Origin of the sequence: Mycolicibacterium tusciae, from assembly GCF_002086795.1 — a bacterium.
GTDB classification, from domain to species: Bacteria; Actinomycetota; Actinomycetes; order Mycobacteriales; family Mycobacteriaceae; genus Mycobacterium; species Mycobacterium tusciae.
On sequence record NZ_MVIM01000007.1, the window covers coordinates 242,611 to 256,374 of the forward strand.

General features: G+C 66.7%; 12 protein-coding genes. 7 read left to right on the top strand and 5 right to left on the bottom strand.

From position 1 onward, the window contains the following. Positions 1-47: 47 nt before the first annotated feature. Positions 48-2,216 carry an RNA polymerase recycling motor ATPase HelR gene (gene helR, locus BST47_RS15605; protein WP_207568616.1) on the top strand — a complete coding sequence of 723 codons (2,169 nt, stop codon included), beginning with the start codon at positions 48-50 and terminating at the stop codon, positions 2,214-2,216. Between the two features lie 2 nt (positions 2,217-2,218). Here the strand turns inward: helR and BST47_RS15610 are convergent, their stop codons facing one another. Next, on the bottom strand, positions 2,219-2,938 hold the full coding sequence (locus BST47_RS15610; RefSeq protein ID WP_083126418.1) for an NUDIX hydrolase: 720 nt from the start codon (positions 2,936-2,938) through the stop codon (positions 2,219-2,221). A 29-nt stretch (positions 2,939-2,967) separates the two neighbouring features. Here BST47_RS15610 and BST47_RS15615 point away from each other — a divergent pair, with 29 nt between their 5' ends. From BST47_RS15615 to BST47_RS15630, 4 genes are read left to right on the top strand one after another with little or no spacing between them, the layout of a single operon-like run. Continuing rightward, positions 2,968-3,432, top strand: coding sequence for a MarR family winged helix-turn-helix transcriptional regulator (locus BST47_RS15615; protein WP_083126419.1), 465 nt, complete (start codon positions 2,968-2,970; stop codon positions 3,430-3,432). After that, positions 3,429-4,682: an MFS transporter gene (locus BST47_RS15620; RefSeq protein WP_083126420.1), complete on the top strand. Its 1,254-nt coding sequence runs from the start codon at positions 3,429-3,431 to the stop codon at positions 4,680-4,682. The genes BST47_RS15615 and BST47_RS15620 overlap by 4 nt, the downstream gene beginning before the upstream one ends. 42 nt (positions 4,683-4,724) lie before the next feature. Next, positions 4,725-5,528, top strand: a complete 804-nt coding sequence (locus BST47_RS15625) for a class I SAM-dependent methyltransferase (protein ID WP_083126539.1) — start codon at positions 4,725-4,727, stop codon at positions 5,526-5,528. A 31-nt stretch (positions 5,529-5,559) separates the two neighbouring features. Next, positions 5,560-8,061, top strand: a complete 2,502-nt coding sequence (locus BST47_RS15630; RefSeq protein ID WP_083126421.1) for a DEAD/DEAH box helicase — start codon at positions 5,560-5,562, stop codon at positions 8,059-8,061. Positions 8,062-8,194: 133 nt separating this feature from the next. Here BST47_RS15630 and BST47_RS15635 read toward each other — a convergent pair whose 3' ends face one another. The 3 genes from BST47_RS15635 to BST47_RS15645 form a co-directional block, all read right to left on the bottom strand. Then, entirely contained in the window at positions 8,195-9,487 is a 1,293-nt protein-coding gene (locus BST47_RS15635) for an HNH endonuclease signature motif containing protein (protein WP_083126422.1), read from the bottom strand. Between the two features lie 64 nt (positions 9,488-9,551). After that, the gene (locus BST47_RS15640; protein WP_083126540.1) at positions 9,552-10,148 is read right to left on the bottom strand and encodes an HD family phosphohydrolase; all 597 of its coding nucleotides are present in this window, start codon (positions 10,146-10,148) and stop codon (positions 9,552-9,554) included. Further along, on the bottom strand, positions 10,145-11,512 hold the full coding sequence (locus BST47_RS15645; protein ID WP_083126423.1) for an MFS transporter: 1,368 nt from the start codon (positions 11,510-11,512) through the stop codon (positions 10,145-10,147). Before BST47_RS15645 ends, BST47_RS15640 begins: the two co-directional genes overlap by 4 nt. 107 nt (positions 11,513-11,619) lie before the next feature. Between BST47_RS15645 and BST47_RS15650 the strand changes: the two genes are divergently transcribed. Together BST47_RS15650 and BST47_RS15655 are read left to right on the top strand one after the other, a co-directional pair. Beyond that, on the top strand, positions 11,620-12,396 hold the full coding sequence (locus BST47_RS15650; RefSeq protein ID WP_083126541.1) for a glycoside hydrolase family 16 protein: 777 nt from the start codon (positions 11,620-11,622) through the stop codon (positions 12,394-12,396). A gap of 41 nt (positions 12,397-12,437) precedes the next feature. Beyond that, positions 12,438-13,118 (top strand): helix-turn-helix domain-containing protein, encoded by a 681-nt coding sequence (locus BST47_RS15655; RefSeq protein ID WP_083126424.1) that lies wholly within the window; start codon positions 12,438-12,440, stop codon positions 13,116-13,118. Here BST47_RS15655 and BST47_RS15660 read toward each other — a convergent pair. After that, a complete protein-coding gene (locus tag BST47_RS15660) occupies positions 13,097-13,750 on the bottom strand; it encodes a class I SAM-dependent methyltransferase (RefSeq protein WP_083126425.1) in 654 nt (217 codons plus the stop codon). The genes BST47_RS15655 and BST47_RS15660 overlap by 22 nt on opposite strands. Positions 13,751-13,764 lie beyond the last annotated feature (14 nt).

The following is a 13,764-nucleotide window of genomic DNA, read 5'->3' on the forward strand; positions in this document are numbered from 1 at the left end:
AGAGGCTCGCGTAGAACTTGGGTCAGCTGACGACTTTTTGGGGGCATGTGTCCAAGCAGGACTATGACGACGAGCTGCGCTACGAGCAGACCTACGTCGACGGGTTGTACGCGCGGCTGGACGCCGAACGCGCGCGAGTGAAGGGCAAGTACAGCGACGCGCTCGGAGCCCCGGTGGACCGCATGGACGGCGGCACGCTCGTGGCACGCGACGTCGAAGTGCGAGCGCTGGCCAAACAGGCCGCTCGCCTCCAGGTTGCCGACAGCGGTCTGTGCTTCGGCCGGCTCGACAGCGTCACCGGCGAAGTTTCGTACATCGGCCGCATCGGCATTCTCGACGAGGACAAGGAGCCGCTGCTGCTCGACTGGCGGGCGCCCGCGGCTCGCGCTTTCTACATCGCGACCGCCGCCAGCCCCGAGGAGATGCGCCTGCGCCGCCAGTTCCACACCCGCGGCCGGCGGCTCGTCGACTTCACCGACGAGGTGCTCGGCCGTCCCACCGGTGACGAACGTGGGGATGCCGCGCTGCTGGCCGCGGTCAACGCACCGCGCGGCGACGGTATGCGCGACATCGTCGCCACGATCCAGGCCGAACAGGACGAGATCATCCGAAGCGATCATCTCGGCGTGATGGTGATCGAGGGCGGACCGGGCACCGGCAAGACCGTGGTGGCGCTGCACCGCGTCGCGTACCTGCTCTACACCCAGCGCAAGCGGATGGAACGCCACGGTGTCCTCGTCATCGGTCCCAACCCGGCGTTCCTCGACCACATCGGCCGCGTGCTCCCCTCGCTTGGCGAGTCCGACGTCGTGTTCATGACAGTCGGCGGTCTCGTCCCCGGAATGCGCGTCACCGCCGAGGACGCCGACGAGGTCGCGCGGGCCAAGGGCTCCTTGAAGATGCTCGACGTGCTGGCCGCCGCTGTCGCGAATCGGCAACGGCTACCGAAGGATCCGCTGCCGATCGAGCTGGCGGACGTCACGGTGCGCATCGACGCCGACACCGCGGAGTGGGCCCGCGAGGAGGCCCGCGCGAGCGGCAAGCCACACAACGACGCTCGCCACGTATTCACGGAGATCATCACCTACGTCCTCACCGAGCGCGCCATCGCGCGCATCGGCAAGGGCTGGCTGACCCGCGACGACCGCAATGCGTGGGAACAACTCCGGACGACGCTGATCGATGAGCTTGCAGACCACAAAGTGTTCACCGCCGCGCTCGATGAGCTCTGGCCGATCCTGACACCGCAGACCCTGCTGGCCGAGTTGTACTCCTCGCGCGAACGGCTGCGCGCCGCACAGGCCGACGAGGTGCTGTATCGCGTCGATGGAAACGCGTGGACCGTCTCTGATGTACCGCTGCTCGACGAACTCGTCGACCTGCTGGGCCGTGACACGGTGGCCGACGACGCCGCCGAGCGGGAACGGAAAGCGGAGACCGCGTTCGCGGCCGGCGTGCTGGACAACATGATCAGCCGCGAGGATCTGATGGACGACGAGGACCATCTGCTCGCCCAGGATCTGCTCTACGCCGAGGATCTGGCGGAACGCTTCACTGAACGCGACACCCGCGACCTCACCGAACGCGCTGCCGCAGACCGAGATTGGACCTACGGGCACGTCGTGGTCGACGAGGCGCAGGAACTGTCCGCGATGGACTGGCGGGTGCTGATGCGGCGCTGTCCGAACCGGTCGTTCACCGTGGTCGGCGATCTGGCCCAGCGACGATCGGCGGCCGGCGCGACGGCGTGGGACACGATGCTCGAGACGTATGTGCCCGGCCGGTGGGTCTACCGTTCCCTTTCGGTCAACTACCGCACACCCGCAGAGATCATGGCCGTCGCCGCCGCGCTGCTCGCGGAGTTCGCGCCCGACATCCGGCCACCGGACTCGGTCCGCGCATCCGGAGTGCTGCCGTGGTCGCGACAGGTATCCGATGACGAATTAGCCAACGCCATACAGGAATTCGTCGACGACGAAGCGCAGCGGGAGGGCACCAGCATCGTGATCGGGCCACCGGATGTACCCGGTGCGGTACCGCCGTCGGAGACCAAGGGTCTGGAGTTCGACGCCGTGCTGGTGGTCGACCCGGACCGGATCCTCGCCGCGGGACCGCGCGGCGCGGCCGAGCTGTATGTCGCGCTGACCCGAGCCACCCAGCGGCTCGGTGTGCTGCACCGCGCGGCGCTGCCGACGGCGCTGAGCGGACTCGCCTGACGCTATTTCCAGGCGAACACGGGTTGTTCGAGGTCGTCGACCGGATCGGTGCGGCCCTCGAGGCAGAGCCAGCGCAGCTGCAGCAGGACCGCGCCGGTGGGTGCGTGGATCAGGTCGTTGCCCAACGGAATCTGCACGACGGGGCGCGGACTCTCGGGGATGGTGATGAACCGCGGCGAATCGTCGCGCTGCAACTGATGCAGCCCGACGCGGTAAACGGCCACGACCTCGTCGGGTGCGGGACGCAGGTCCAGCCGGCCGCCACCCCAGATGACCACGGGGGTGATCACGTAACCGGATCGCGTCGGATAGTCGTCGAGCAGACCCAGCACCGACGAGTGGGGCAGCGTGACACCGACCTCCTCGTCCAGCTCGCGTAACGCCGCGTCGACGGCATCCTCGCCGGGGTCCAGGCGGCCACCGGGCAGCGCCCACTGGGCCGGGTGTGACCTCAGCCGCGACGTCCTTCGGCAGAGCAGAAACGCGGCGCCGCCGGAGACGTCGACCATGCGGCCGTCGAGACCCTCTTCGGGCATCGGCCGGCCCCCGATCCACTCGTCGACGGGCGCCGGATCCACCCGGTCCTCGCCGAGCTCGGAGTCGACAAGGACCACGGCGACGGCGGCGTGCCGCTTGGTCGGATCGGTCACGGCGCGGCGCTCATGGCCCGCAAGTCGGGCCCGCACCTGGTCGTGGAGCGCGTCGTCGTAGGTCACGGTCACCGCTCGACCATAGTAAATATGTATGTGCTATGCATATATGCGTGGCGCATTCGCGATACGACCATCTCGACGAGCTGCTGACACGCCTTCATGTCGCACGTCAGCGGCCGAGTTGGCGTCGGCGGCTCCTCGAGGGAGATCCGGTCGCGAACGTGTCGACGCTGCGCGTGCTGCGGGCCGTCGAGAACTCCGGCGATGGGGCCTCGGTCAGCGACGTCGCCGAGTACATGGCCGTCGAGCATTCGACCGCCAGCCGGACTGTCGGCGCCGTCGTCGCCGCCGGACTGCTGACAAAGGCGTTCGCCACCGACGACCAACGCCGCTGCGTGCTGGTGCTCACCGAACTCGGCCGCAACGCGCTGGCGACGGTGACCGAGCGGCGACGCGAGCTGGTCGCCGAGACCATTGCGGACTGGCCCGACGCCGACGTCGACACCCTCGTCGCCCTGTTGGAGCGACTGACCGAACGCTTCGAAAGCTCGGCGGTCCGATGACCGCGGAAACCACCACCGCCCCGACCGGGCCCCGCAGCGCGCTGCGGCTGATGTTCGACCCGGTCTTCGGCGCGCTGTTCTGGGGCAAGATGATCTCGGTCGTCGCCGTGTGGACGCACGGCATCGTCGCGGCGATCGTGATGTACGACGCGACGCGATCCGCACTCATGGTGGGTCTCGTCGGCGTCGTCCAGTTCGCGCCGCAACTGATCCTCAGCCCGACCAGCGGCAAATGGGCCGACACCGGAAACCCCGCTCGGCAGATCCTGCTCGGCCGGGTGCTGTGTGTCGCCGGTTCCGGTTTCACCGCAGCATGGCTGTTCGTCGAGCCCTCCCAACAGGGCATGTCCGCGGCCGCCCCCGTTCTCCTCGGGACCCTGCTGGTCGGCTTCGGGTTCGTCGTCGGCGGTCCGGCGATGCAGTCGATCGTGCCGGATCTGATTCGCGACGGTGAGCTCTCAACAGCCATGGCGCTCAACAGCATTCCCATGACGATCGGACGCATCCTCGGTCCCGCCTCCGGCGCCTATCTCGCTGCGCATCTGGGGGCGGCGGCCGGCTTCGGCGTCAGCGCCGCTCTACACCTGGTGTTTGCGGTCTGCCTACTCGTCGTGCGGTTTCCGGCCCCGCCAGTGCGGGTGGACGGCACGGACTACCGCGTCCGGGTCGCCCTCAAATACGTGTGGCGCGACCGCCCGCTGCTGCTGGCGTTGATCGCCGTGGGTGCGGTCGGCTTCGCATCCGACTCGTCGATCACGCTGGCCCCATCGATGGCCGACGAACTGGGCGGCGACGCACGTCTGATCGGGGTGCTGTCGGCGAGCTTCGGTATCGGCGCGGCACTGGGGATGGCGGTGCTGGCGATCATGGGCGGCCGGATGGCGTCGGCGAACGTGTCGGCGATCGGATTGGCGGGGCTGGGTGCGGGCTGCGCCGTGCTCGTGGCCGCGACGGAACCTGCGCTCGCGATCGGCGGGTTCGCGCTGGCGGGTCTGGGCTTCGGCTGGGCGATGACCGGGCTGAGCACCGTGGTGCAGGAGCGCGCCCCCGAGGAGTTGCGTGGCCGGATCATGGCGCTCTGGCTCGTCGGCTTCCTGGGATCACGACCGCTCGCCGCCGCGCTGCTCGGCGGAACCGCCGACGCGTTCAGCGTGCACGCGGCGTTCGCCGTCGCCGCCGTGCTGTGCCTGCTGGTGGCGCTGTGGTGCCGACCCTCGAACATCGCCGGCCCGCTGCCCGTCCGGGCTTGATGCCGCGTGGCACCCATATCCGGCGACCGCGCCGACGCCAGCATGCTCACCGGAGTCTCGGAGACGGCACTGCTGACGCTGAACGGTAGGGCATTTCAAGCCCGCCATCCGGACGCCATCATCGACGACCCGATGGCGATCCGGCTCGTCGATGCGATCGACTTCGACTTCGACAAGTTCGGTCGACGCAAGGGTCAGGAGATGGCTCTGCGGTCTCTCGCGTTCGACCGAGCCGCGACGCGCTACCTTTCTCGACATCCGAACGCCACCGTGGTCGCCCTCGCCGAAGGCCTGCAGACGAGTTTCTGGCGCCTCAGCAGTGCCTTACCTGACTACGGATTCCGTTGGATCACAGTCGATTTCCAGCCGATCATCGACCTCCGTCGGCGGCTGCTGCCGGCGTCTGAGCGGATCACCACCCTTGCGCAGTCCGCGCTGGACTACACCTGGATGGACACCGTGGACTCGAGCAACGGTGTCTTCATCACCGCCGAGGGCCTGCTGATGTATCTGCAACCGGCCGAGGCCATGTCCCTGATCACCGAGTGCGCCCGCCGCTTTCCCGGCGGTCAGATGATCTTCGATCTCCCGCCGGTGATGGTGAAGCGCCTGGCGCCGAAGGGCATGCGCTCGTCACGCCGCTATCGCGTCCCCCCGATGCCGTTCAGCCTGTCGCCCAATCAGCTGGCCGATCTGGCCAACACGGTGCCGGGTATCCAAGCCGTCCACGACCTGCCGATGCCCAAGGGGCGAGGCTTCGTGTTCGAGAAGTTGTTCCCGGCCTTCTGGCAGTGGAAGCCGACCAAACAGCACCGCGGCGCCTACACGCTGCTCGAATTCGGCTGACCGACAGCCGTAGGGCAGGCTGGTCCTCGAGATGATCCTGACTGCCCCGCGCCTCGACGACCCCGACGAGCTGTTCACCACGTTCGCGGCGTGGGCCGAGGCGCAAGGCACCGTGCTCTACCCCGCACAGGAGGAAGCGCTGATCGAATTGGTCAGCGGCGCGAACGTCGTGCTCGCAACGCCGACCGGTTCGGGCAAGTCATTGGTGGCGACGGGCGCGCTGTACGCGGCGCTGGCGGCAACGCGTCGCAGCTACTACACCGCGCCGATCAAGGCGTTGGTGAGCGAGAAGTTCTTCGCGCTGTGCGACGTGTTCGGTGCGGAGAACGTCGGCATGCTCACCGGCGATGCGGCCGTCAACGCGGGCGCACCGATCATCACCTGCACCGCGGAAGTGCTGGCCAACATCTCCTTGCGCGAAGGCGCTTCTGCCGACATCGGCTTGGTGGTGATGGACGAGTTCCACTTCTACGGCGACCCCGACCGGGGTTGGGCCTGGCAGGTTCCGCTGCTCGAGTTGCCGAAGGCCCAATTCCTGCTGATGTCAGCCACACTCGGCGATGTCACGTTCCTACGCGAGGATCTGACCCGGCGCACCGGCAGGCCGACGGCGCTGGTGGCCAACGCGGTCCGGCCGGTCCCGCTGCACCACTACTACGCCACCACGCCGATGCACGAGACGATCGGCGACCTCCTGCAGACGAAGCAGGCGCCGATCTACGTCGTGCATTTCACCCAGGCATCGGCGCTGGAGCGCGCACAGGCACTGATGAGCGTCAACGTGTGCACCAAGGAGGAGAAGAAGGCGATCGCCGAATTGATCGGCGGCTTTCGGTTCTCGTCCGCGTTCGGGACCACTTTGTCGCGGTTGGTCCGGCACGGAATCGGCGTACACCACGCCGGGATGCTGCCCAAGTACCGACGCCTTGTCGAGCAGCTGGCACAGGCCGGCCTGCTCAAAGTCATCTGCGGCACAGACACTCTCGGTGTCGGGATAAACGTCCCGATCCGGACCGTGGTGTTCTCCGCGTTGTCGAAGTACGACGGTACCCGCACGCGTCTGCTCAACGCCCGCGAGTTTCATCAGATCGCGGGGCGGGCCGGACGGGCGGGCTACGACACCGCGGGCACCGTCGTCGTCCAGGCACCCGACCATGAGGTGGAGAACCTCAAACAGTTCGCGAAGGTGGCCGACGATCCGAAGAAGCGGCGAAAGCTGGTGCGCCGCAAGGTGCCCGAGGGCATGGTGCCGTGGAGCGAGAAGACGATGGCGAAGTTGGTGGACGCCACCCCCGAGCCGCTTACCAGCAACATGCGGGTGTCGACGGCGATGATCCTCGATGTCGTCGATCGCCCAGGTGACCCGTTCGCCGCGATGCGCAGGTTGCTCACCGAGAACCACGAACCGCGCAAGCGTCAGCTGCGGCACATCCGCGAGGCGGTGGGTATCGCCCGGTCGCTGCTGCAGGCGGGTGTCGTGGAGCGGCTCGACGAACCGGAGGCCGATGGGCGTCGCTACCGGCTGACCGTGGATCTGCCTCCGGACTTCGCATTGAACCAGCCGCTGTCGACGTTCGCGCTGGCGGCGGTCGAAGTGCTCGATGCGGAGTCGGAAACATATGCACTGGATGTGGTTTCGGTCATCGAGGCGACGCTGGAGGACCCGCGTCAGATCATGGCCGCCCAGTTGAAGAAGGCACGGGGTGAGGCCATCGCGGCGATGAAGGCCGAGGGCATCGAGTACGACGAGCGGATGGAACTGCTCGACGACGTCACCTATCCGCGGCCGCTGGAGGAACTGCTCGGGTACACCTTCGAGGTGTATCTGCGGACCAACCCGTGGGCCGCCGATGGTCAGCTGTCGCCGAAGTCCGTCGTGCGCGAGATGTGGGAGCGGGCGTTCACGTTCCGTGAGTACGTCAGCGTGTACGGACTGACCCGCGCGGAGGGCGCGGTACTGCGCTACCTGTCGGATGCGTTCAAGGCGCTGCGGTCGGGTGTGCCTGCTTCGGCGCGGACCGAGGAGCTCACCGACATCGTCGAGTGGCTCGGCGAGCTTGTACGCCAAGTCGATTCGAGTCTGCTGGACGAATGGGAGGAGCTCACCAACCCCGACCAGCCGCTGGAGGCGATGGTCGCGGTGCCGGCCCGGCCGCGCCCGCTGACGGGGAACGAGCGGGCGTTCACCGCGATGGTGCGCAATGCGCTGTTCCGACGGGTCGAGTTGTTCGCGCGGCGGCGGTGGGATGAGCTCGGCGAGTTGGACTCCGGCTCGGGATGGACGTCGGACCGCTGGCAGGACGTGGGCGATGAGTACTTCGGCGAGCACGACGAGGTCTTCACCGGAGCTGACGCGCGCGGTCCCGCGCTGTTGATCGTCGATCGTGAGCCCGCCGTGTGGCGGGTGCGGCAGATCCTCGACGACCCTGCAGGCGACCACGATTGGGGCTTCTCGGCGGAGGTGGACCTGGAGGCGTCCGACGAGGAGGGCGCCGCCGTTCTTCGCGTGATCGACGCGGGGCGGATGGACTAGGGATCCGCTCGGCGCAGTGTCAGGGTGAGGTGCCGCTTGTTGCGGTGGTTGGATCCCGACTTCGCTCGGTACCCGTGGACGTTGCCGTGCTCGATGGCCGAGCCGGAGGCCATGCGGATTCAGCGGACCACACCTAGTTGGTTTGTGGTGGTTGGGGTTCGAAGGGGTCGTACCACCACCATTGGGCGCGTTCGCCGGTAGGCCCGGGGCAGGGCGGTACGTCGGGTGGGGGTCTGTTCGGTGGTCGGGCAAGCGATGTGGAGGTCAGCGTCTGCCCGTCGCTGTCGGTGACGGTGATGGTGGGTGCGGGTCCGGTGATGGTGATCTCGCCGCGGTGATGCGCGCGGTGGTGGTACGGGCAGACCAGGACGAGGTTGTCCATCTCGGTGGGCCCGCCGTCTTCCCAGTGTCGAATGTGGTGAGCGTGCAGACCACGGGTGGCCGAACAACCCGGCACCGCACACATGGGGTGGCGGTATTCCAGCGCGCGGCGCAGCCGCCGGCCGATCGTGCGGGTGGTGCGCCCGGCGCCGAGGGGTTGACCGTCGCGTTCGAACCACACCTCACACGTCGCATCACAGGTCAGGTATTGACGGTCGCACGGCGACAGCAGCGGCCCCAGGTGCAGCGCGGCGATCTGCTCTTTGACATCGAGGTGCACCACGACGGTCGTGCGCTGGCTATGCGGGCGGCGCGCCGCGTCAGCGTCGGCGCCGGATTCGACCAGACTCATGAACGCCGCACCCTTGGTGGGAAACGGCGGGCGGTGCTGTGGCTTGAGGCTGTTGTCGTCGTGGTCGCGTTTGTACTGGGCGATCGCGGCATCCAGATGTGAGGCAACAGCAGCGTCGAACGTCGCGGCGTCAAGGTGCGAAAGTTTGAGCTTCCAGTAGGTGTACTGGTCGTCGCTGTGGGTCTTGGTCAGCTCGGGCGGCAGTTCAGGCTCGGGTGTGGGTGCCGGGTCGGGGTCGGGTTCGCTGTAGGGGTCGGGTTCTGATGGCAGGGGTGGTTCGAGTTTGAGGGCGGTGTTGAGCTGGCTGACGGTGGCCACTTCGGCCAGCGCGGCGTAGTGCTCATCAGATCCGTCGGCGGCCTTCTTGGCGATGGTCCCGACCTGATCCAACGACAGTCGGCCCTCGCGCATCCCTTGGGCGCAGCGCGGAAACTCGGCCAACCGGTGCGTGATCGCGGCGATGGTGTTGGCGTTGGCGCTCGTTGAACCGGTCTTCCACGCCACCAGCGCGGAGATCGAGCGGCACCCGGTGATACCCAACATATTGCCGCGATCGATCTCCGCGACGATGTCGACGATGCGCGCATCAATGGCGTTGCGCTGACCCATCAACTCGCCGAGCTCGCCGAACAACACCTCCAGGCGGTCTTTGGGACGCACGATCGCCACATCGGATGCTGCGATCGGGGACATGACCCCATCAAAGCAGGGGGATCCGACAAGTATTGCACTGCAAGCTATTAACGCCTGTGTCAGGCTACCGGTCGATTCCCTTGTGGCCTGAACGGACCAATGCGTTGCGAGGTCGTAGGAACCCGGGCTGCTGCAGCTTCCGGATTGCACGCACAGCCCCAGAGGGCACTACTCGATTGAAGAACTCGTCGGCGTCGAAGGCCGCGCGCACATCGTCGACGTAGGGACGCGGGAGGCCGAACCGGATCCGGCCCTGGCTGACCTCGACGAGGTCGGCCCGACGGACCGCCTCCACCAGTGCCGCGTGGGGACGGTTGGATCCATAGCCGAACAGCCGATGATGCTCGGCAACGATGAGCGCCAACTCATCTGACCAGCTTTCGCGGCCGGTCTCCTTCAGCCACGCGTCCTGCGCCTCGATCGACGGGACGAGGTAATCGATCGTGTCGAATGCCGCCAGGTCGTGGAAAGCTGACGCGATGGCCAGCTTGTCGTCGCGGTCACGATTGTCCGGCGTGAGCGCACGCGCGAAGTTGATCACGCGGTACACATGCGCCCTGTAACTGTCGTAACCGGCGTCATCACCATGCGCGAAATGGCGATGCGACTCGAGGATCTCCTCAGCCAGGGCTGAGTTGTGGAGAATCTGCGGCGTCGTCACTTGTGAGTCACCGCTGGCGGCACCGCCCACGCGCTGCCCTGCTCGCGATCCAGCACCGTCTCGCTCTTGTTCTTCAGCCCGAAGATGTAAACCAACAGGCTCACGCCGATGATCACCGTCACGTAGATGATGAACAAGGTGGTGTGATCGGGTTTGGACGCCTGGTACAACATCGGCGCCGTTCCCCCGAACGCGGAGTTCGCCAGCGCGTAGCCCAAACCCACTCCCAGCGCACGGATCTCGGCGGGGAAAAGCTCGGCCTTCACGATCGCGTTCACCGACGTGTAACCGGTGATGATGATGTAGCCGACGGCCAGGATGAGGAACGCCATGACCGCCGACGTCGTATCCGGCAGGAACGTCAGCAAGAAGTAGGTGTAGATGACGCCGGACACCCCGAAGAAGATAAGCAGGGGTTTACGCCCGACCCGGTCGCTGAGCAGTCCACCGAGCGGCTGCAACAGCATCAGGAAAATCAGACCAAGCAGGTTGACCCACGTCGCCGTCAACGCGCGGTCAGATCCGAAGGTGGACTTGACGATTGCAGGCGCATTGACGCTGTACGTATAAAACGCGACCGTCCCGCCCGCGGTGATGAGAAAGACGAGCAGCAACGGTCGCCAATGCGTGGTGAACAACGTCTTCAGCGAGCCGGCGTCACGATCCTTGCCCTCGCGGATGGCCTCAAGGTGCGTGTCACTCAGGGATTCGTCCATCGAGCGGCGGATCCACAGCACCACCAACGCCGCAATGCCACCGATGAAGAATCCGATGCGCCAACCCCAGTCGTGCATCGCATCGTCGTCGAGGAACTGCAACGCGATCAGCAAGGTGAACTGCGCCAGCACATGCCCACCGACGAGGGTCACGTACTGGAACGACGACAGGAAGCCGCGCCGGTTGGCAGTCGCCGCCTCCGACATGTAGGTCGCCGACGTCCCGTACTCACCGCCGGTCGCGAACCCCTGCACCAGCCGGGCCAGCACCAAAATCACCGCCGCCCAGTACCCGATGCTCTCGCGCGTCGGCATGATCGCCACGACGAACGAGCACATCGACGTCACGGTGATGCTGAACATCAGTGCTGCCTTGCGGCCGCGACGGTCGGCGAAGCGGCCGAAGAACCACGATCCCACCGGGCGCATCACGAACGTCACCGCAAAGATGGCGTAGATGTACACCGTCGAGTTGGTGTCGGCCTTGTCGAAGAACTGGGCCTCGAAATAGGACGCGAACACCGTGTAGACGTAGACGTCATACCACTCGACGAGGTTGCCCGCCGAGCCCTTGATGGTGTTGAGAACTGCCCTTCGAGTGCTGGTGGGGGTGCGTGTCGGGCCGGTCTGGGTGGACACCGTACTCATGCCGGGGACGCTAGCCCGACGGCCGTCAAGATCGGAAGGGGTTTGCGCTTCGGCGGCATAAGCGCTTACCTATTCCTGTGGTTCCTGAACTGAATCGTCGCCGCGTCATGCAGATCGCCGGCATCGGCGCGCTTGCGGCCACCGTGTCCGTGCCCGCCGCACACGCTGACCCGCCAGCCGCCAAGTACCTCTTCGAGGACAATTTCGACGGAGAGGCCGGTTCTGCCCCTGACTTCTCGAAATGGGAGCCCGCGTACGAACGCGAGACCATGGAGGACCCCACCTTCTGGGAGTTGCCTGAGAACGTCGGCCAGTACCGCGACGACCGGCGCAACCTCTTTGTCGACGGCAACTCCAATCTCGTGCTCCGTGCGGCCAAGGACGGCGACACGTATTACAGCGGCAAACTGTTCGGCAGGTACCGCGGGCCCATCAACACCACCTGGGAGGCCAGGGTCAAGTTCGACTGCCTGACCCCGGGATGCTGGCCGGCCTGGTACCTGGCCAACAACAGTCCGCAGAACGGCGGCGAAGTCGACATCATCGAGTGGTACGGCAACGGCAGCTGGGCTCCCGGGACCACCGTCCACGCCAACCTCAACGGCGGTGAGCACGTCAGCCACACCATCGCACCGGACAGCGCGTGGCACCGATGGCGGGCACAGTGGACGGAATCGGGCATCAGCTTCTGGCTGGACCACACCCCCGGTGCGGCACCGTACTTCACCGTCACGCCCGACAGCTTGCCCAATTACCAGTTCAACACGCCCGGATACACGCTGTTCCCGATCTTGGGTCTCGCCGTCGCCGGGTCCGGCGGCGGGGATCCCAGCGGCGGCACCTACCCCGCGGAGATGCTCGTCGACTGGGTCAGGGTCTGGTAAGCCGGACCGGAAGTCCATCCGGAAAACCATTGCGCGTCAGCGTGATTCCTCGCTTCGCTATCGGCGAGGGTTACGCGGTGTACCGAGGCCCGACGACCGCTGGAACCCTGCATCGTCACGCCGCATTCCAGATCATGATCGGGATGCGCCACGACGTCGGCGTGGTGGACGGAGCCGACGTCACCCACCGTGGTGCCGCGCTCGTGGTCTCGCCCATGCAGCGGCACTGTCTGCTCGCGACAGCGGACGTACTCACCTACTTCGTCGAACCACACTGCGCGTTCGCCGACGGGCTGCGTGAGCGCTACGGCAACGGCATCTGCGCGGCATCCGAACTGCAGAACCTGAGCGAGGACGACGTCCGTCCGGCGGGTAACCGCGGATCCGACGACCTGGATCCGCGGCTGGTCCGCGCACTGAATGCCCTGGCGGGCAGCGACATTGCGCTACCCGATCTGGCGACGCAGATCGGCCTCTCACCACAGCGGCTACGCGCGCTCGCGCGACAGCAGTTGGGAATGCCGTTGGCCCGCGGGCGGGTGTGGACGCGGCTGCGACGTGCCGCCGAGGCGCTGCAACAGGGTCGGTCATTGGCTGACGCGGCGACCGAGGCGGGCTTCGCGGACCAGGCCCATCTCACCCGCCAGATGCGCGAGATGATGGGACTCACGCCCGCAGGCCTGCTTCCCATTGTGCGAAGTCAGGCCTTGCCTGCGACATAGACGGAGATCGAACCGCTCACCGTCGGTACGACCTCCGCCTCGCGGATGCCTTTGAAACCGCACTCGGACAACAGTTTCGGCAGTACGCCGTCGGCGTTCGGCTGGGTGTCCTCTTTTCCGTCGGCGAGCTGAACAATGCGGAATGCCATGCGCATCAGCGCCGTACGCTGCAGGCCGAAGTCGGCGATCACCACTTTCCCGCCGGGCTTCAACACCTCGTGTATCGACGCGAGCACGGCCCGCTTCATCGGGAGCGGGCACTGGTGGAGCACCAGGCTGGATACCACCGTGTCCACCGTGTTCGCGCCAACCGCGTCCACCAGCGCGTCGCCCATGCTCACGCGCCAGTCCACCGTGATTCCGGCCGCTTCGGCCTTGTTGCGTGCCAGGGCAAGCACTTCGCGGTCGGGGTCCAGCCCGATGATCTGTGCGTGCGGTTCCACCCGACCGAGCAGCACGGCCAACGACCCAGTGCCGCAACCTACGTCGGCGATGACACCGCCAGGCCGTGGCGCGACGTACATCGCGGCCAGCGACCGCCACAGTCGTTCACGTGTCAGTGCGACGACGGGGTCGTAGAACCGCGTCGGGGCGAAGCGCCCGGCGGCCGGCGTGAAGGTCTGTTCGCTCATGTGCACAGTGTCGA

Excerpts from the sequence above, each read along its gene's own strand:
- BST47_RS15650 (WP_083126541.1), top strand. The coding sequence starts at position 11,620 with ATGCAGATCGCCGGCATCGGCGCGCTTGCGGCCACCGTGTCCGTGCCC.
- BST47_RS15615 (WP_083126419.1), top strand. The coding sequence starts at position 2,968 with ATGCATATATGCGTGGCGCATTCGCGATACGACCATCTCGACGAGCTG.
- BST47_RS15635 (WP_083126422.1), bottom strand. The coding sequence starts at position 9,487 with ATGTCCCCGATCGCAGCATCCGATGTGGCGATCGTGCGTCCCAAAGAC.
- BST47_RS15625 (WP_083126539.1), top strand. The coding sequence starts at position 4,725 with ATGCTCACCGGAGTCTCGGAGACGGCACTGCTGACGCTGAACGGTAGG.
- BST47_RS15620 (WP_083126420.1), top strand. The coding sequence starts at position 3,429 with ATGACCGCGGAAACCACCACCGCCCCGACCGGGCCCCGCAGCGCGCTG.
- BST47_RS15660 (WP_083126425.1), bottom strand. The coding sequence starts at position 13,750 with ATGAGCGAACAGACCTTCACGCCGGCCGCCGGGCGCTTCGCCCCGACG.
- BST47_RS15630 (WP_083126421.1), top strand. The coding sequence starts at position 5,560 with ATGATCCTGACTGCCCCGCGCCTCGACGACCCCGACGAGCTGTTCACC.
- BST47_RS15645 (WP_083126423.1), bottom strand. The coding sequence starts at position 11,512 with ATGAGTACGGTGTCCACCCAGACCGGCCCGACACGCACCCCCACCAGC.